13 protein-coding genes and 1 tRNA gene are annotated in these 18,147 nt (G+C 59.8%); 2 read left to right on the forward strand and 12 right to left on the reverse strand.

Translation table 11 applies throughout. From position 1 onward, the window contains the following. Positions 1 to 66 precede the first annotated feature (66 nt). The 3 genes from J1W56_RS10295 to J1W56_RS10305 all read right to left on the reverse strand — a co-directional run bounded on the left by J1W56_RS10295 (position 67) and on the right by J1W56_RS10305 (position 6,567). Positions 67 to 2,148: a prolyl oligopeptidase family serine peptidase gene (locus J1W56_RS10295; RefSeq protein WP_223613175.1), complete on the reverse strand. Its 2,082-nt coding sequence runs from the start codon at positions 2,146 to 2,148 to the stop codon at positions 67 to 69. A 142-nt stretch (positions 2,149 to 2,290) separates the two neighbouring features. Next, the gene (locus J1W56_RS10300; protein ID WP_223613176.1) at positions 2,291 to 5,464 is read right to left on the reverse strand and encodes an efflux RND transporter permease subunit; all 3,174 of its coding nucleotides are present in this window, start codon (positions 5,462 to 5,464) and stop codon (positions 2,291 to 2,293) included. Beyond that, positions 5,461 to 6,567, reverse strand: a complete 1,107-nt coding sequence (locus tag J1W56_RS10305; protein ID WP_223613493.1) for an efflux RND transporter periplasmic adaptor subunit — start codon at positions 6,565 to 6,567, stop codon at positions 5,461 to 5,463. The genes J1W56_RS10300 and J1W56_RS10305 overlap by 4 nt, the downstream gene beginning before the upstream one ends. Before the next feature lie 696 nt (positions 6,568 to 7,263). Between J1W56_RS10305 and tig the strand changes: the two genes are divergently transcribed. Both tig and J1W56_RS10315 read left to right on the forward strand, forming a co-directional pair. Then, on the forward strand, positions 7,264 to 8,688 hold the full coding sequence (gene tig / locus J1W56_RS10310; protein WP_223613177.1) for a trigger factor: 1,425 nt from the start codon (positions 7,264 to 7,266) through the stop codon (positions 8,686 to 8,688). Positions 8,689 to 8,805: 117 nt separating this feature from the next. Continuing rightward, positions 8,806 to 9,450, forward strand: a complete 645-nt coding sequence (locus J1W56_RS10315; protein ID WP_223613178.1) for an HD domain-containing protein — start codon at positions 8,806 to 8,808, stop codon at positions 9,448 to 9,450. Between the two features lie 6 nt (positions 9,451 to 9,456). Here the strand turns inward: J1W56_RS10315 and J1W56_RS10320 are convergent, their stop codons facing one another. The 9 genes from J1W56_RS10320 to phaC all read right to left on the reverse strand — a co-directional run bounded on the left by J1W56_RS10320 (position 9,457) and on the right by phaC (position 17,982). Then, entirely contained in the window at positions 9,457 to 10,173 is a 717-nt protein-coding gene (locus J1W56_RS10320) for a 3-keto-5-aminohexanoate cleavage protein (RefSeq protein ID WP_223613179.1), read from the reverse strand. A gap of 80 nt (positions 10,174 to 10,253) precedes the next feature. Beyond that, positions 10,254 to 11,087 (reverse strand): AraC family transcriptional regulator, encoded by an 834-nt coding sequence (locus tag J1W56_RS10325; RefSeq protein WP_223613180.1) that lies wholly within the window; start codon positions 11,085 to 11,087, stop codon positions 10,254 to 10,256. Positions 11,088 to 11,171: 84 nt separating this feature from the next. Further along, positions 11,172 to 11,963, reverse strand: coding sequence for a RadC family protein (gene radC, locus J1W56_RS10330; RefSeq protein ID WP_223613181.1), 792 nt, complete (start codon positions 11,961 to 11,963; stop codon positions 11,172 to 11,174). A 14-nt stretch (positions 11,964 to 11,977) separates the two neighbouring features. Beyond that, the gene (gene map / locus J1W56_RS10335) at positions 11,978 to 12,808 is read right to left on the reverse strand and encodes a type I methionyl aminopeptidase (RefSeq protein ID WP_223613182.1); all 831 of its coding nucleotides are present in this window, start codon (positions 12,806 to 12,808) and stop codon (positions 11,978 to 11,980) included. Positions 12,809 to 12,826: 18 nt separating this feature from the next. Then, positions 12,827 to 13,528 carry a DNA/RNA nuclease SfsA gene (sfsA, locus tag J1W56_RS10340; RefSeq protein ID WP_223613183.1) on the reverse strand — a complete coding sequence of 234 codons (702 nt, stop codon included), beginning with the start codon at positions 13,526 to 13,528 and terminating at the stop codon, positions 12,827 to 12,829. A gap of 56 nt (positions 13,529 to 13,584) precedes the next feature. Then, positions 13,585 to 13,707 (reverse strand): hypothetical protein, encoded by a 123-nt coding sequence (locus J1W56_RS25975; protein ID WP_264319114.1) that lies wholly within the window; start codon positions 13,705 to 13,707, stop codon positions 13,585 to 13,587. 685 nt (positions 13,708 to 14,392) lie between these two features. Next, a tRNA-Glu gene (locus J1W56_RS10345) sits at positions 14,393 to 14,467 on the reverse strand. Between the two features lie 145 nt (positions 14,468 to 14,612). Beyond that, the gene (locus J1W56_RS10350) at positions 14,613 to 15,839 is read right to left on the reverse strand and encodes a YcbK family protein (protein ID WP_223613184.1); all 1,227 of its coding nucleotides are present in this window, start codon (positions 15,837 to 15,839) and stop codon (positions 14,613 to 14,615) included. Between the two features lie 322 nt (positions 15,840 to 16,161). Beyond that, entirely contained in the window at positions 16,162 to 17,982 is a 1,821-nt protein-coding gene (gene phaC, locus J1W56_RS10355) for a class I poly(R)-hydroxyalkanoic acid synthase (RefSeq protein WP_223613185.1), read from the reverse strand. Positions 17,983 to 18,147 lie beyond the last annotated feature (165 nt).

The following is an 18,147-nucleotide window of genomic DNA, read 5'->3' on the forward strand; positions in this document are numbered from 1 at the left end:
CAAGCACCGGTCTCTATATCACCCTCTTCTCAGGGGTCAAAGGAAAAAGCCGCCGCTTGAACAGGATTACGCCGGCGTCCAGCCGATCGCATCCCGCAGGAAGGCGTAGCCGAGCGCAATGAAGCTGGCGCGCTCCCTGTTGTCCTTGCCATAGCCGTGTCCGCCCGCCTCGGGCTCGTAGAAAGAGGCGGTGTAGCCGAGTTCCTGCAGCTTTGCCGCCATCTTGCGGGCGTGTCCGGGGTGCACGCGGTCATCCCTCCGGGTCGTTGCGATCAGGATCGGCGGATAGGGCCGGCCGGGCACAGCCGCGTGATAGGCCGACATTTCCTTCAGAAAAGCCCAATCCTCCGGCTTGTCCGGGTCGCCATATTCGTCGACCCAGCTCGCCCCGGCGAGAAGCTTGTTGTAGCGGCGCATGTCGATCAGCGGAATGGTGCAGAACAGGGCGCCGAAGCGTTCGGGATAACGCGTCAGCATGTTGGAAATCAGCAGGCCGCCATTGGAACCGCCTTCCGCCGCGATACGGCCCGGCCGCGTGACGCCGCGCCGCACCAGATCGGCGGCAATGGCGGCAAAATCATCATGCGAGAGCTTTTTGCCTGCCCGGCGCCCCGCGTCGTGCCATGCGGTGCCGAATTCGCCGCCGCCGCGCAGATTGGCGACCACGCTTGTGCCGCCGCGCTCGAGCCACAACTTGCCAACGGATGCACTGTAATAGGGCTCCATCGACACGCCAAATCCGCCGTAACCGGTCATGTGCACCGGTGCATCGCCGGTTTCACCCTTGGGTCCGATCTGCGTATAGGGGATCGACTCGCCATCGCTGGAGATCGCCTCATGCCGCGTGACGACAAGCCCGGTCGCGTCGAAGACCGCAGGGCTTTGTTTGAGCAGCGTGGGGGCAGCCAGTGTGTTGGGCTCGGCAATGTCGAGGAGCAGGACCTGCGCCGGGGTTATCGGGTCCTGCGCGGCGACGAGCAGTTCGCCATTGGCGTGGATGTCCTCGACATCCAGCGACCAGATATGAACGATGCCCTCGGTAGGCACGACCGAAATGGGCTTTTTTGCCCATTTGCCAAGCGCAGGCTCGAAAATCTCGAAGCGCGGCGCGAGATTGTCGAGATAGGAGACGACCAGCTTCTTGTCATTCCAGAAGAACCCCTGCAGGGCGCGGCGCGGACCCGGTTCGAACAGAACCTGAAAATCACGCTCGCCGGCAAGAAATGCCTGGAGCGAAATGCCGAGGAGCGTGTCGGCGGGGTAGGTGACGCCGGCGACGGTCCAGTCTTCCCTCGGCTTGACCGTCAGCCACTGGTCGTAGGAATTCCACCATGCCGTTGCCGGCACGTCCACGCGCTGCCCGGGTCCGCTGCGATCGCCCAGCCAGCCAGCGGTTTCAAAGAAGGAATGCTGCTCGACAAACCAGAGGCGCTCGCTGCCGCTGCTGTGATCAATGTCGACACCGGCGGCCATGGAATCCGCGGCGCATTCGAAAATCACCGGCGCAGCCAGCGGATCGGTCCCGCGTCGCCACAGGCGGACGGTGCGCGCATAGCCGGATTGCGTGGCCATGCCCTCGCCAAGGGCGCTCGATATCAGCACCGTATCGCGGTCGAGCCAGCCGAGGCCACCCTTCGCTTCGGGGAGGTTGAAGCCGTTTTCGATGAACCGCAGCGTGTGCAGGTCGAACTCGCGGTTGACAACCGCATCGCTGCCGCCGCGCGACAGGGAGAGAATGGCCCGTTGCCGCTTCTCCGGTTCGATCTGCGCGCCCGCCCAGATCCAGTCGTCATTTTCGGCTGTGGCCAAGGCATCGATATCGAGCAGAAGTTCCCATTCCGGCTCGGGCGTCTTGTAGGATGTCATGGTGGTCCGGCGCCACAGGCCGCGCGGGTTCTTCTCATCCTGCCAGAGGTTGTAGAGATAATCGCCGCGCCGTCCGACCATCGGGATCTTGTCCGGCCGGTTCAAAATGGCGGTCAGGACATCGCGGTCATGCTCGAACTGCCGGCCGCCGAAGCGCTGCATGGTTGCGGCGGATTGCTTCTCCACCCATGCAAGCGGCTTTGCGCCATCGATTTCTTCGAGCCAGATGCGCGGATCGTCATCGGGAGCATCGATGGTCGGGCGAATATCCTGATTGGTCATGAGCGTCACTTTCCCTTGGAATCTGCCGCGCAGTGTCTTGAAAGCGCGGTGTTTTGCAATGCCTTACACCGTCAAATTCGGCATCCATGAAAAATCGCGCCGGTGATAAGCCGGCGCGATCCTTGTGTCGGGCGTTTCAAGCCTAGTGGGCCGGGGCTTCTTCCGCCGGCTTTTCAACCGGTGCCTTCTTGCGTCCGAATGAACGGAGCGCAACGTAGAACACCGGCGTCAGGAACAGGCCGAAGAAGGTCACGCCAAGCATGCCGGAGAACACAGCCGTGCCGAGTGACTGGCGCATTTCCGCGCCGGGACCCTGGGCAATCATCAGCGGCACGACACCGAAGATGAAGGCAAAGGCGGTCATCAGGATCGGGCGAAGCCGCAGACGGCTGGCTTCGATGGCGGCTTCGACAGGCGTTGCGCCTTCCGCCTGATGCTGGCGGGCGAATTCCACGATCAGGATCGCGTTCTTCGCCGCCAGACCAATCAGGACGACAAGGCCGATCTGCGTCAGGATGTTGTTGTCCATCCCGCGCAGGAACACGCCGATCAGCGCGGCCAGAACCGCCAGCGGCACGATCAGGATGATCGCCAGCGGCAGCACCCAGCTTTCATACTGTGCGGCAAGGGCGAGGAAGACGAACACCACGGACAGTCCGAAGATCAGGATCGCCGTGTTTCCGGTCTGCCGTTCCTGAAGCGCCAGTTCCGTCCACTGGAATGTCGTTCCGCTGGGCAGTGTCTTGGTGGCAAGGGCCTCCATCTTGTCGAGCGCCGTACCGGTGGAAACCCCGGGCGCGGCATTGCCCTGCAGCGGCACCGATACATACATGTTGTATCGCTGCACCAGCGAGGGGCCGTTGGTGTCCTTGATGTTGATCAGCGTGCCCAACGGAACCAGCGCACCCGTTGCCGAGCGTACTTTCAGGGCAAGGATGTCGGTTCGATCGAGCCGGTATTGCTGGTCGGCCTGCGCCCGCACCTGATAGACGCGGCCGAAGGCATTGAAGTCATTGACATAGGAGGTGCCAAGGTTGGTTGAAAGCGCCTCGAAAATATTGGGAATGGGCACGTTCAATGCCTGTGCCTTGTCACGGTCCACCTCGAGGAAATATTGCGGGCTATTGGCGGAGAACGTGGTGTAGACGCCGGTCAGCCCCGGGGTCTGGTTGGCTTCGCCCATCATCTGATAGGCCAATCCCAGGACGCGGCGCATATCGGAGCTGTCGCGGTCGAGGAGCTGCATCTTGAAGCCGCCGGCATTGCCGACGCCGCGGATCGGCGGCGGCGGCACGGCGATGATGAAGGCCTCCTGGATGCTTTGCAGGCTGCCATAGACCTGGCCGATGATGGAATTGGCCGTTTGTCCGTTCTTGATCCGCTCCGCGAACGGCTGGAACGGAACGAACACCACGCCGGAATTCGACGCATTGGTAAACGTCGCACCGTTGAACCCGGCAAAGGCAATGGCATTGCGCACGCCCGGAATGCCCTTGATGATCTTCGACGCCTTTTCGATCACCGCGTCCGTGCGGGCGAGAGAAGCACCGTCGGGCAGCTGGACGACGACGATGGCATAGCCCTGATCCATCGGCGGCACAAAGCCGCGCGGGATCGTGACCGCCATGAACCAGGTGGCGACCAGCAGCCCCGCGAACACCAGCAGGGAGGCGAGGAGGCCGATGGTCGATCCGACGAGATGCCGGACGATCCAGGAATAGCCGTTCGCCATCTTGTCGAAGCCGGTGTTGAAGCCATTGGCCAAGGCCCGGCCAGCCCGCGCCAGAGGGTTTTTGGAGACCGCATGGTCATGCGGGCGCAACACAATTGCCGCCAGGGCAGGAGAGAGCGTCAGCGAGTTGATGGCCGAAATGGCTGTTGCTGCCGAGATGGTCACGGCGAACTGGATGTAGAACTGGCCCGATATGCCGGGAATGAACGCCGTTGGGGCGAACACCGCGATCAGCACCAGTGAAATGGCGATAACGGCGGTTCCAACCTCGTCCATGGTCGTGTGCGAGGCCTGTTTCGGGCTCATGCCCGCCGCAAGGTTTCGCTCGACGTTCTCCACCACCACGATGGCGTCGTCCACCACGATACCGATGGCGAGGACCAGGCCGAACAGGGTAAGCATGTTCAGCGAGAAGCCAAAGGCCGAGAGGATGGCAAAGGTGCCGATCAATGAGACCGGGATGGCCACGATCGGGATGATCGCCGTCCGCCAGGATTGCAGGAAGACGAGAACGACCAGCGCGACGAGAATCACGGCTTCGAAGATCGTCTTGTAAACGTCGGAGATCGATTCCGCGATGAACTCCGTCGGATCATAGACGATGTCGTATTTCAGGCCCGGAGGGAAATCCTTGGAGAGTTCCTCCATGGTGGACCGGATGGATGCCGCCGCCGCAAGGGCATTGGTGCCCGGACGGCTGAAGATACCCAGCGCAACGGCAGGACTGCCGTCGAGGTAACTGTTGGTCACATAATCCTTGGCGCCGAGTTCGATGCGGGCGACGTCCTGCAACTGTACGAGACGGCCATTGCCGCTTGTTTTGACGATGACATAACGGAATTGCCGCGCATCGCTGAACCGGCCCTGCATGGTGACCGTGTACTGGAAGGCGCTTGTGCCCGGTGTGGGCGGCCCGCCAATGGCACCGCCATTGACCTGCACGTTCTGGTCGCGCAGTGCCTGAACCACATCAGCCGATGTCATGGAGTAGGCGGCGAGTTTCTGCGGATCGAGCCAGATGCGCATGGAATACTGCCGCTCGCCGAAGATGGTGACTTCGCCGACGCCGTCGAGCCGCAACAGCACGTCGCGGATGCGGGTGTTGGCGTAGTTGGACGCATAGAGCTGGTCGTAACGGTTGTCGGGCGAAAGCACATGCACGACCATCATCAGGTCGGGCGAACTTTTCGTCGTGGTGATGCCGTTGCGCTGCACGTCCTGCGGCAATTGCGGTACGGCAATGGCGACGCGGTTCTGTACCAGAACCTGTGCCTTGTCGAGATCGGTGCCGAGCTTGAAGGTGATGGTCAGCGCCATCGAACCATCGGCGGTCGAGTAGGAAGACATGTAGAGCATGTCCTCGACGCCGTTGATCTGCTGTTCGATGGGGGTGGCGACCGTATTGGCAATGGTTTCGGCATCGGCGCCGGGATAGGCGGTGCGCACGACAATGGTTGGCGGCGCGATTTCCGGATACTGGGCGACGGGGAGCTGGGTGTAGGCTATCCCGCCGACAATCAGCAGCACAATCGACAGGACGGATGCGAAGATCGGCCTGTCGATGAAAAAATGCGCAAATCTCATTGGCCCGCCTCCGCAGCCTTCACCTCCGGCGGAAGCTGGATAATGTCGGCCTTGACCTTGATACCCGGGCGAATCCGCATCAGGCCGTTGACCACGATGGTCTCGTCACCGGTCAGGCCGCTGCGGATCACCCGATAACCGTAGAGTTTGGGGCCAAGACGCACGGGCTTGGTCGTGACCGAGTTGTCCGCATTGAGGACATAGACAACCCGCTCGTTCTGATCGGAGCCAACCGCTTCGTCGGGCACGAGAATACCCTTATAGGTGTTGGAGGCGGCCACTTCGACCCGGCCGAACAGTCCGGGCTGCAGCACGAAATCCGGATTGTTGAAGCGGGCACGCACCCGCATCGTTCCGGTGGCATCATCGAGCCGGTTTTCGGCAAAATCGAGCTTGCCCTTGAACGGCGGCTGGTTGGAATCGGTCAGCCGCACCGTCACTTCGAGGCCGCCGCCGCCTTCCTGCAGATTACTGCCGTTTTCGCGGGCGGTCTTGGCATAGGACAGGAGGTTGCGCTCATCCACGTCGAAATAGAAATCGATCGGATCGAGCGAAACGATGGTCGTCAGGATGGTGTTGTTGGCATTGACGAGATTGCCGACGGAAATGAGCCTGCGGTCGATGCGGCCATCCTGCGGCGCCGTGATCTGCGTGTAGTTCAGATTGAGCTGGGCCGCATCGACGGCGGCCTGGGCGCCGGCCACGCTGGCCTGACCGGCCAGATAGGCGCGGCGCTGGTCATCCAGTGTGGATACGGACAGGGTGCCGCTGCCGGTCAGCGACTGGGTGCGCTTGAACTGGGCCTCCGCATAGGTTTCCGTTGTTTTGGCCACTTCCAGCGCGGACTGGGCCTGCGCCAGGGCGGATATGTAGGGGCGCTGGTCGATGGTGAAGAGCGGATCGCCCTTCTTGACCAACGAGCCATCCTTGAAATGCACCGTATCGAGGTAGCCATCGATGCGCGCGCGCACCGAGACCTGGTCGACGGCTTCGAAGCGGCCGATGAACTCATCGCTGTCGATCACGTCGCGGACGACAGGCTTGGCTGCCGTGACGGTTGGAGGCGGGGGCGCATTCTGCGCCAGCGCCGGAGAGGCTGCCATGAGCGCGATTGCAAAGCCGATTTTGAAGGTAGAGAGAGAATTCCGTGACAAGGGCAGGCCTCCATGACGATCAGACTTCCAGGCGTCTCGGGGATGCCTGGGCACCGCCGTCAGCGCGGGTGATTCATCGTACGGCTACGGGTCAGGTGATGCGCTGACCAGAACAGCTGGAATGCTGGCGCCGCAGACAAACAAGTCAATTTCTCAGATTGTATCGATTTAGTATTTAGTTTCGATAGGGACCAGCGCAAGGGCAGTTCCAAATTCCGTTGAGGCATATTTCCAGTTGGCTATCGATGGTCCCCACACCGGGAAGATTTGCACAGTTGCACATCGTTGTCATCAGGCAAATATTTCACGTGTTGTTGTGATCATGAAAGTGCCTGACTTGCCGTGCAGAAGTTTGCCCGACCCTGAGGCTGTGCCATTGATTTTTGTACGCAGTGCAAGTAAATGGAGCCACCAATCGGTAAGGGTGCAATTTCTTGCGCGGCTCTGTGACAGGTTCTGTGATATGAATTGTGTCACAAAAAATGAGCTGAAAGAGAAATAAAGCAATAAAATCAACGTGGATGGTGAGGGCATGGCTCGCCCCATCTGCACCAGAAGCCACGATGGCAGACAGTTTTTCTCCCGCAATTTGGCTCACAGGCCGGCGACGGCGGGACAAATGTTAAAAAAAGTGAAGGTTTGGACATGCAGGTTACTGAAACGCTCAATGAAGGGCTGAAGCGCGAGATCAAGGTCGTCGTTCCGGCCAAGGATCTGGAAGCAAAGCTTTCCGAACGCCTCCAAGGTGCCAGCGCCAAGGCGCGCATCAACGGCTTCCGCCCCGGCAAAGTGCCGCTCAATCACCTGCGCAAGATGTACGGCAAGTCGTTCATGGCTGAAGTCGTCAACGAGATTCTCAGCGATTCCTCGCGCACGATCCTTGCGGAGCGCAACGAAAAGTCGGCGACCCAGCCGGAAGTTGCGATGACGGAAGACGAGAAGGAAGCGGACAAGGTTCTGAACGGCGAAGCCGATTTCGAATTCACGCTGAACTACGAAGTCCTGCCGGTTATCGAACTCAAGGACGCTTCCAAGATCAGCGTCACGCGCGAAGTGGTCGATGTGACCGACGCGGAAGTTGAAGAGCAGGTCAAGCGCGTTGCCAGCTCCGCCCAGACGTTCGAGCCCAAGAAGGGCAAGGCCGAATCCGGCGACCGCGTCACCATGGACTATCTCGGCAAGATCGACGGCGTGCCGTTCGATGGCGGCGCCGATACCGATGCGACCCTGATCCTCGGCTCCGGCCAGTTCATTCCCGGCTTCGAAGATCAGCTGATCGGCACCAAGGCTGGCGACGAGAAGCAGATCAAGGTTACGTTCCCGGCTGAATACGGTGCAGCGCACCTCGCCGGCAAGGATGCGACCTTCGACATCACCGTCAAGGAAATCGGCAAGCCCGGCGAACTCGAAATCAACGACGAGACCGCGAAGAAGCTCGGCATCGAGAGCGCCGACCGTCTGCGTCAGGTTATCCGCGAGCAGATCGAAAGCCAGTATGGCTCGTTCACCCGCCAGAAGGTTAAGCGTCAGATTCTCGACGCGCTCGACGGCGAGTACAAGTTCGAATCGCCGGAACGCCTGATCAATGCCGAGTTCAACAACATCTGGGCACAGATCGGCCAGGACCTCGCACAGGCCGGCAAGACATTCGAAGACGAAGAGACAACGGAAGAAGAAGCGCGCGAAGAATATCGCAAGCTGGCTGAACGCCGCGTTCGTCTTGGCCTCGTTCTCTCCGAAATCGGCAACAAGGCCGGCATCGAAGTGACCGAAGAGGAACTGCAGCGCGCCGTTTACGATCAGGTTCGCCAGTATCCGGGCCAGGAACAGCAGATCTATGAATTCTTCCGCAAGACTCCGGAAGCAATCAACAATCTGCGCGCTCCGATCTTCGAAGAAAAGGTTGTCGATCACCTTCTCACCTCCATCAACGTCACCGACAAGAAGGTGACGAAGGAAGAGCTGATGGCTGAAGACGAGTCGGATGAAAAGTCCGGCGAAGCCAAGAAGCCTGCCAAGAAGGCAGCGCCGAAGAAGGCCGCCAAGAAGAAGACCGAAGACGAAGCGTAAGCTTTTGTCTCTCTGATTGAAAAGGCCGCTTTCGAGCGGCCTTTTTCATTTCTGGTGCGCGGTAATTGCGGGGCAGAGTATGCTGCGGGTCTAACTGATTCCGCAGAGATTTCGCCGATGTCCATTGCTGCCTTTGCGCCGTTCGAGGCGCTTGCCGAACACCTTCTGCCTCATGCAATCGATGGTATGAGTGATGGGTCGCATGACCTGTCTCATCTCTTGCGTGTGTGGAAAAATGCAACAGCAATTCATAACGAGGAGGGTGGGGACAGCGAAATACTGGCCGCAGCGACAATCCTGCATGACTGCGTTGCCGTCGAAAAGAATTCACCCCATCGCGCGCAGGCCTCGCGGTTGGCTGCTGAAAAAGCATCGAAGCTTCTTGCCAATATTGGCTGGCAATCCCCGCGCGTTGCTGCCACAGCGCACGCCATCGAGGCACACAGCTTTTCGGCAAACATCCCTCCACGCACCTTGGAGGCGAAAATCCTGCAGGATGCGGATCGTCTGGATGCCATTGGCATGGTTGGCGCTGCACGATGTTTCTACATCGCAGGCCGTATGGGGAGTGGGCTATATGATCCCTGGGACCCCATGGCAACGGACCGTAACCTCGATGACAAGAGCTTTGCCATCGATCATTTTGAGGTCAAGCTTTTCAAGTTGAGTGCGGGGTTCAATACGGTCAGGGGTGCGCAGATCGCCAAGGTGCGACAGGAGCGGCTCCGCCGGTTCCTGGGCGAGTTTCTTGATGAGATATGAACGATCTCAGCGAGACACCAGGTCGAGCGCGGCGCGGATCAAATCGGCATTGCCTTTAGCCATTTGTCCCGACGGCAGGAGATTGCCGTCTTCCAGGCCGATACGGCTGTCAAAGCCCTTGGCCCTGGCTTCGCCGTAGATGGGCCAGACACTGGCTTCATCGCCATGCATGAGGATAGGCAGTGTATGGCCTGCCTTGCGCAGAACCGCCTGAATACCATCGGCGGCCCGCAATCCCTCATCGATGTCCTGCTCGTTGATTTCGATCAGCACACGCAAGCATTTTGCCGCATCCTTCAGGCCGACAAAGCGCTGCGCATCGCTGACGGACCAGAGCCCCGCTTCGACGCCGATACCCCTGCCGAGAATGTGCGCAATCACATCCTCAGCGTCCTCTTCGATCAGGTTGATCGAGACGTAGTCGGGCAGGGTCGTCCAGCGGTGCATGGGTTCCTGCCGCGAAAGGCCGCCGGGAGGGATGCGCCAATGGGTGGAAAGGCCGACAGGAATGCCCGGCACGGCCGAACGAACAGCCTGCAGGGTCTCGGTAACATAATCCGGCTCCAGCGTTTCCATTCCATCCGGTCCGCGCGGGTGGATATGCAGCTCGCGGGCGCCAGCGGCCACGGCAAGCGCGGCGTCCCTTGCAATTTCCGAGGCTGTAAAGGGGAGCGCAGGGTGAAAATCCCGCATGCGCCCGCCATTCAGGCAAGCCTGCAACATGGTGGTGTCTCCGCTATGACGGCTCCATCATAGCGGATTTCCTCCTGACAGCACCCCGTCAGTATGGATTCGATGCCGGTTCAGGCCTTGATCGGAATCCAGATCTCCATTCCGCCATTGCCGGTCCGCGGGTCGAATTCCGGACCATAACGTTCGAAATTGGGTGCATCGGCCAGGACATGGCCGGATTCCGGCAACCATTTGCCCCAGATGGTCATGATCGTGCTGCGAATGGTCGAAATATGGTCGCGATGCGAAAACACCAGATAGGTTTGCGCCGGAATGCGCAGCCGAGCGAACTCCTGCGGGATGTCAGAGAAATCGGCAACCTCGGTGCCCGCGATGTAATCAAAATTCTGGGCGTCATCGCTGTTACAGCAGACGCCGTAGGCGATATCGCCGATCTGGCCGGTGATATGGCCGAAATAGGGGTTGAAACGCTGCCATTGCGCCGGAATGCCGCTGCTGGTTTCGCAGGTGTATCGTTCGCCTATGCCGGCGACCAGCATTGGTTTGCCGTTCGCGATGCGCGGCTCTTCGATATCGGTGATAAACTTTTCGTCCATTTTCATCGGCTCCACCAATGGGATGTTACGGGTATGGCGCTGTGCGCGGACCTGTTCGGGCGTCAGGCCGAACTGATCGCGGAACGCCCGCGTGAATGCCTCATGGGAGCTGTAGCCGGCATCGAGCGCGACGCTGAGAATATCCGGAGCACCTTCGCACAGGGATTTTGCTGCCTCGGTCAACCGGCGGCCACGGATGTGACTGCTGACCGAGCGGCCGGCAAAAATGCCGAAGGCGCGGGACATGTGAAACCGTGACAGGCCCGCCACATCGGCGATATCGTCGAGGGTGATCTCCTCGGCGAAATGACCCTCCACATACCAGATCGCTTTTTCAACCGAATTCATGCAACTCTCCATTGGGGCACGGCATACCAATACACATCGTCGGCGGCGTGCATTTGATCGCGATTGCGGTTCGGCCGGCCTGGGTTAGAAGAGTTTCATGCCCTTCAGGCTGGCATGGCCGTTCTTGCCGATGATGATGTGATCGTGAACAATGATTCCCATCTGTTCGCCGATGCTGGCAATGGTCTTTGTCATCTCTATATCGGCTCTGGACGGTGTCGGGTCGCCCGAGGGGTGATTATGGACAAGGATGATGGCACTCGCCGACAATTGCAGTGCGCGGGATATTATCTCGCGGGGATAGACGGGTGTATGGTCGACGGTGCCCACCTGTTGCACCTCGTCGGCAATTAGCGTGTTTTTCTTGTCGAGAAAGAGGATGCGCAGCTGCTCGCGTGATTCATGCGCCATGGCTGCGGTGCAATAGTCGATCAGTTCGCTCCATGAGCCGAGCATCGTGCGTTCGCCCATGCCGCTGCGCATGGCCCTGTGGGCAAGGGCGGCGATGAATTTGAGATCAAAGGCCACGGTCGGGCCGCAGCCCTTTACCTCCCGCAGCAGGTGTTCCGGCGCGCCCAGCACCTCCGCCAGACTGCCGAAGCGGGCCAGAAGCGCCTTGGCCAGCGGCTTGGTGTCGCCTTGTCGTATCGGGCGGTACAGCAGCATTTCCAGCATTTCATAATCGGCAAAGCCCTGATGGCCGACTTTCTGGAAACGCTCTTTCATCCGCTCGCGGTGGCCGGTGTAGTGCGGTTCCGCGGCCTGGCTGGCAGCGTTGGCTGTATCGGCGGTTTTCTCAACACCAGGTTGTTTCTGCAGCGATTTTGGTGAGGGCTCTTTGAGGAAGAAAGTCTTGGGTGGCTCGTCTTCGCTCATGGGGCCCTGCGTTCCTAATCGAGTTTCAAACCCGGAGCGAACAGGCCTGCGGGTGAAAGGGTGAAGACTTCGCAACCGTCCTTGGTGACGCCGACCGTATGTTCATACTGTGCTGTCAGCGAACGATCGCGGGTGACGGCCGTCCAGCCATCGGCGAGGACTTTCACATGCGGGCGGCCGAGATTGATCATCGGCTCGATGGTGAAGATCATGCCTTCGCGCAGTTCAACGCCCTCATTGGGTGTGCCGTAATGCAGAATGTTCGGTGCGTCGTGGAAAAGCTGGCCGACACCGTGGCCGCAGAAGTCGCGAACGACGGAGCAGCGCTCCGCTTCGGCATAGTTCTGGATGGCGGCGCCGATAGCGCCGGTCCGGGCGCCGGGGCGAACGGCCGCAATGCCGCGCATCAGGCTTTCATGCGTCACTTCCATCAGGCGTTCGGCGGCGCGCTTGATTTCGCCCACGGGATACATGCGGCTGGAATCGCCGTGCCAGCCATCGAGTATGTAGGTGACATCGATATTGACGATATCGCCTTCGCGCAGCGGCTTGTCATCAGGGATACCATGGCAGACGACGTGATTGATCGACGTGCAGGACGATTTCGTGTAGCCGCGATAGTTGAGGGTTGCGGGCAGGGCACCGTGATCCGCGCCGAATTCGAAGACAAAGCGGTCGATGGTATTGGTGGTCACACCCGGCTCAACCAGACCGGCGAGCTCGTCCAGGCAACGTGCCGTGAGCTGGCAGGCCTTGCGCATGGCGGCGAAGCCTTCGGGGCCGTGAAGCCTGATCTGTCCGGTGTTCTTCAGGGGCGCTGTCTGCGCATCGAGATAGGTGACCATGGTGCTTTCCGCTTGGCGTCAATCAATAATGGGTATCGCAGTTGTTGCAGCAATGCCCGAAGGCGTGATGTGGCATCTTATTGCGTAAGCTTCAACCCCGCGGCGCATCGCCCGCTCGAACGCCCTTGCGTAAACCGGGTCTAGGTCGCCGCAGATTCGCAAGCGGTCGCAGTCATCGCGCTGGATCACATAAAGCATGACACCACGGTGACCATTCTCAACCATGTTGCCAAGCTCGTCCAGATGTTTTGCGCCGCGGGCGGTCGGAGAATCGGGAAATTCCGCGAGATTTGCCGTGCGGGAGAAGTGCACGTTCTTCACTTCGACATAGGCCGTCGGCCGTTCCGGATCGGTCAGCAAAATGTCGATGCGGGAATTCACGCCATATTTCTGCTCGCGCTTGAGCGCGCCATAACCGCCAAGGGTCGGCAGAAGCCCCGCCACAATGGCTTCCTCGGCGATCCGGTTGGGCAGGCCCGTGTTGATGCCGACCAGCGTGCCCTGCGCTTCGACGATCTGCAGCGTATGGGCATATTTGCGCTTGCCGTCATCGGACAAGGACAGCCAGACGCGGATGCCGGGATCGGTCAGCCCGAGCATGGAGCCGGTATTGGGTACGGAACTGGTGATCGGGCTGCCATCATCGAGGATGATATCGGCAAGAAAGCGCTTGTAACGCTGGACCAGTCGGCCGGTGACGAGAGGGGCAGGGAAAATCATCCGCGAGATCTACCCGACCGGAGAAGGCCGGACAATCGCAAATCGCGCCTGAGACGTCAGGACAGGCCCTGAACCGTCCTGATCACATCGGCCAGGGACAGATTGGCCATGAGCATGGCAGCCGTCGCAGCAAGGCCGGCCAGAAAGAACGTCACTGTTATCTTCGTTTGTCTGCTCATGAATATGTTTTCCTGCATGATGACATAGGATGGGAAAAACATGCTTAGATTGTGGCTCGTCTGTGCTTATTCGCAGGCACTGAACCGAGACCGAAGGCGGCGGATAGGTCAGGCCGCAGACAAAAAAGGCCTGCCTTGGGAAAGGCAGGCAAATTTGCTCTGGGGTGGGAGAATTCGGGTTGGTTTGGAGGTTAAACCGAACCCTACTGCCGGAGATCGGAATCTCAGCAGTGATTGATGATAGGTCAGGTCAGGTATGGAGCCTCATAACTTTCTTTAACAGCCGGTGACAAAGCTTGAACATGCAGGTCTGTTATCATCGTCTGTGCTGTCTCATCCTGTATGCGCCTGCCCACGGCGGGTGAAACGCATAGGAGGAGACATGATGAACTGTAAGTTTTTCGTACCCGTTCTAGCGGTCGCTGCGTTCACATTGGCAGCTTGCGACAACAAGCCATCTGAGGGCGGCAGCAAGCCGCCTGCGACCACCCAGGAGCCCGCAAAACCCGGCGCAGCTCCAACCACTCCGGCACCGGAACCGGCAAAGCCGGCCCCTGCCAACTAGCTGTAAGGACCAAAGACAGCGCGGCCGGCTCTTGCGGGGGCTGGCCGTTTTGCATGAAAGGATGAAGCGCAGGCGTATGAGCCGGCTTCTGCAATATGCTGATTTTACAGGGAGAAAGCCTGGTACGCCCAAGGGGAATCGAACCCCTGTTTGCGCCGTGAAAGGGCGCCGTCCTAACCGCTAGACGATGGGCGCCTGCAGGTAAGCGGCTTATAGTGAAACAGTTTTTCGACTGCAACCCCATATTTCATTCTTTTTTGGGAAAAGTGAAAATTCTTCGCGGGGCTGTGCACAAATGCAGTGCGCATGGGCGGCCGCGAACGGCCGCAATTAATCCGGATCAGCCGCGACGGCTGCCGCAGCGCCAGTTCCAGTCGCGAGTCGGGCCAATATCCACGTGGACCGATTCGGTATAGCAATAGGTGCCAACGCCGCCGCGACCCGGCATTGTCCGGGCAAAATTCGCCAGATCCCACTTGGAAACGCCGGGAACCTGGATATCCGCCGCCGCGCAGGACATGTGAAGCGAGGCCTTGGCGCCGTTCACGAGTCGGTTGTAAGGCGGGCTGCGATAGCCTGACGTCACGATCACCGATTTGCCGAAGCGGCGTTCGATCGTTTTCAGCATGCCGACCAGTTGCGGTTTCAGGCAGGCGACATCCACGCTTTCGCGCTGAACCTTGAGCCCATTGGGGGCCAGCCGTGCAAGTCCGGCCGCCGAAGCCAGAATCACCGGCGCGGCGGCTGATTCGTCGTCGTCCTGATAGAGACTGTCGCGCTGCATGATCTGGATACCGCCATTGGGGCGCACGCCGGGCAGGGACGACAGATGTTCGGTCGGCCGGTAGTTCGACGGCGAAGGCAACCCTGCGGCGCTGGCCACCTGTACCGGGGCATTGCCGCTGATGGCCTTGAGCTGTGCCTGCGCCTTGGGCTGAATGACGGCCACCTGACGTTTCGACGCGGCAGCACCGGCATTGTTGGCAAAGAGGCGCACCAGCAAGCCATTGTCCTTGTCGGATGCCGGTGCATGCGCTGCCGGTTTGGCTTCGGGAACGGTGATTGTCTGCCCGGCACCGGCTGATGCAACCTGTGCCGCCTTGGCTTCCGCGTCCGCCTTGGCTGGCTTTGCGCCGGTTTCCGGAGCGGCATGCGATTCGGCTGCTTGCGGTTGCTCGACCGTTTCAGGCGCCGCGCTTCCGAACAGCGATGTCTTTACCGGCGGCTTTACCACCGCGGGCGCGAAGGCTGTGACGTGCTGCCCGGTTTCCGCCGTCGTTTTGGCTGCGGCCTCAGCGGCGGCTGCCTCCTTCGGCGATTGCGGATGGGCGGCAACCGTTTTGCCCTGTTCCGCCGACGCGGCGGCCTGATTGGCTGCTTTGGCGGCGTTTGTCTCGGCGCCGCCCGCAAGAGCCAGTGCTTCGGGTGATGCTTTTTCCGATCCGGCTGCCGGAATCGCATTCGCATTGGCGCTGGCTGTCGCGGTGCTTGTGGTGGCTGAGGCGACGTTGAGGACGGAGCCGGCAGTCGGTGCCGATCCTGTCGACGTGCAGGATGCTGTCGCCATCGCAAAAATCGTTACGAAGCAAATAGCGGTGCTCGCCCGGAAGGCTGCTACTGAGGCTGACAGCTTGTTCAACGATTCCCCCGTCTCGTCTTTTCCGGCTCTTGCAATGGTTCAGTCCAATCCGCTTTGAGATGAGCAGGATGCTCGCGAAGTTTAGTTGAAGTGCAAGAACACCGGCAGAGAGAGCGCAAAGTTAACGATTTTTAAACGTCTCCACAAGCTCCGGGCTATAGCCAGAATGAGGCGAAAACGTGATTGGCCACCTTCCTGCCATGGTTTTCACGACCAGGATAGGCTCAAAAGCCAGCAAAACAGCGAATTTTTACACGCGGATGCGCACGTAGGTTCCCGGCGCCTCGCCGAGAATTTCCGAACCGTTTTCACCGGGCTGGCGGGCGGGAACGCGCGCGTCGTCCTGCGATTCGATCCATTTTTGCCAATGATTCCACCAGGATCCGGGATGTTCCGACGTGTTGGTGAGCCATTCGTCGAACGCGCCGACGGGCGAACCGCCGGTCCAATACTGGTACTTGTTCTTGGCGGGCGGATTGACCACGCCGGCGATATGGCCGGAGCCGGCCAGGACATAGGTGACGTCGCCGCCGAAATATTTGCAGCCGGTGAAAACCGACAGTGCCGGCGCAATATGGTCTTCCTTGGCGGCGAGATTGTAGATGGGGATTTTGACATCGCCCAGTGACAGGTTTTGCCCGGCGAGCTTCATCATCCCGCGCACCAGATTGTTGTCGAGATAGCAGTTGCGCAGGTAGTAGGAATGGTTGGCCGCACTCATCCGCGTGGCATCGGCATTCCAGTAGAGAAGGTCGAATGGGACAGGATCGCGGCCGCGCATGTAATTGTTGACGACATAGGGCCAGATCAGGTCGCCGGAACGCAGCATGTTGAAGGCCGTCGCCATGCGCGTGCCGTCCAGATAGCCTTCGGCGGACATGGCGGCTTCCAGGGCGCGAATCTGATCCTCGTCGACGAAAACCTTGAGATCGCCCGCATAGGTGAAATCGACCTGCGTGGTGAAAAGGGTCGCGCTCCGGATCCTGTTTTCGCCTTCCTGGGCAAAAAGGGCGAGGGCGGCGCTCAGAAGCGTTCCGCCGACGCAGTAGCCGATGGCATTGACGGCTTTTTCGCCCGTTGCGTTCTCGATGGTGTCGAGGCCGAAGCGCAGGCCCTCATTGATGTAGGCGGTCCAGTCCTTCATGGCGTGACGGTGGTCCGGATTGACCCAGGAAATCACGAACACGGTGTGTCCCTGGTCGATGGCCCATTTGATGAAGGATTTTTCCGCGTTCAGATCGAGAATATAGAATTTGTTGATCCACGGCGGGCAGATCAGCAGCGGGCGTTTCAGCACATCCGGTGTCGAGGGTTCATACTGGATGATTTCGGCGACATCGCTGCGCGCGATAACCTTGCCGGGGGTGGTCGCGACATTTTCACCGAGGGCGAACTTGGTCATATCCGATTGCCGCAGGCGCAGGTCGCCGCCGCCGGCAACGATGTCTTCCGCCAGCATCTTCATACCCTTGACCAGATTCTCGCCATTGCTGGCGACCGTTTCCTTGTAGAGTTCCGGATTGGTCAGCAGGAAGTTGCTGGGCGATATCGCCGTGGTCAGCTGCTTGACGTAGAACGCCGCCTTGTGGCGCGTGTGATCGTCGAGGCCTTCGGCATGGGTGACCAGTTCGCCGGCCCAGTTTGCCGTGACGAGATAGGCCTGCTTGAGGAAGTCGAAGAAAGCGTTCCTGCCCCAGTCCTCGTCGGCGAAGCGCTTGTCGCCCTTGTCGGGCTTGACGACGTCATCGACCTGTTCGCCGCTCATGCGGCGGATGGAATTGGACCAGATGGCCATATAGCTGGCGAACAGCTTGGTCTGCGCCTCCAGCGCGCGACCCGGTTCGGACAGCCAGTATTCGGAAACACGCGAGAGGGTTTTCACCACATCGGTGACGGGATCGGCGATCGTGTCGCGCTTCAAACCTTTTTCACGCGGCTCGACCCAGGCAGAGGCGGCCTTGCCGGCCTGTTCGATCATATGGGCGACATTGCGCGCGAAAGCTTCCGGATCCTTGATGACATATTTGTCGAGGTTCGGCGTTTTTGCACTCTTGTCGCCCGGATTGTCCATATATGCACTCCTCCCGCCGATCCTCCCGATCAGCATAATAGACATGATACCACAAGTCAGAGCAACGGACATTCAATTGCGGTCATTGTGCAGGAAAGATCACGGCCTTGTCACCATCTTCGCAGATTGTATTCCCATGGGAGAAACGGAATTGAACCCATTTGA

Origin of the sequence: Phyllobacterium calauticae (genome assembly GCF_019991125.1) — a bacterium.
GTDB lineage: Bacteria > Pseudomonadota > Alphaproteobacteria > Rhizobiales > Rhizobiaceae > Phyllobacterium > Phyllobacterium calauticae.

Excerpts from the sequence above, each read along its gene's own strand:
- J1W56_RS10295 (WP_223613175.1), bottom strand. The coding sequence starts at position 2,148 with ATGACCAATCAGGATATTCGCCCGACCATCGATGCTCCCGATGACGAT.
- J1W56_RS10300 (WP_223613176.1), bottom strand. The coding sequence starts at position 5,464 with ATGAGATTTGCGCATTTTTTCATCGACAGGCCGATCTTCGCATCCGTC.
- J1W56_RS10305 (WP_223613493.1), bottom strand. The coding sequence starts at position 6,567 with ATGGCAGCCTCTCCGGCGCTGGCGCAGAATGCGCCCCCGCCTCCAACC.
- tig (WP_223613177.1), top strand. The coding sequence starts at position 7,264 with ATGCAGGTTACTGAAACGCTCAATGAAGGGCTGAAGCGCGAGATCAAG.
- J1W56_RS10315 (WP_223613178.1), top strand. The coding sequence starts at position 8,806 with ATGTCCATTGCTGCCTTTGCGCCGTTCGAGGCGCTTGCCGAACACCTT.
- J1W56_RS10320 (WP_223613179.1), bottom strand. The coding sequence starts at position 10,173 with ATGTTGCAGGCTTGCCTGAATGGCGGGCGCATGCGGGATTTTCACCCT.
- J1W56_RS10325 (WP_223613180.1), bottom strand. The coding sequence starts at position 11,087 with ATGAATTCGGTTGAAAAAGCGATCTGGTATGTGGAGGGTCATTTCGCC.
- radC (WP_223613181.1), bottom strand. The coding sequence starts at position 11,963 with ATGAGCGAAGACGAGCCACCCAAGACTTTCTTCCTCAAAGAGCCCTCA.
- map (WP_223613182.1), bottom strand. The coding sequence starts at position 12,808 with ATGGTCACCTATCTCGATGCGCAGACAGCGCCCCTGAAGAACACCGGA.
- sfsA (WP_223613183.1), bottom strand. The coding sequence starts at position 13,528 with ATGATTTTCCCTGCCCCTCTCGTCACCGGCCGACTGGTCCAGCGTTAC.
- J1W56_RS25975 (WP_264319114.1), bottom strand. The coding sequence starts at position 13,707 with ATGAGCAGACAAACGAAGATAACAGTGACGTTCTTTCTGGCCGGCCTT.
- J1W56_RS10350 (WP_223613184.1), bottom strand. The coding sequence starts at position 15,839 with ATGGCGACAGCATCCTGCACGTCGACAGGATCGGCACCGACTGCCGGC.
- phaC (WP_223613185.1), bottom strand. The coding sequence starts at position 17,982 with ATGGACAATCCGGGCGACAAGAGTGCAAAAACGCCGAACCTCGACAAA.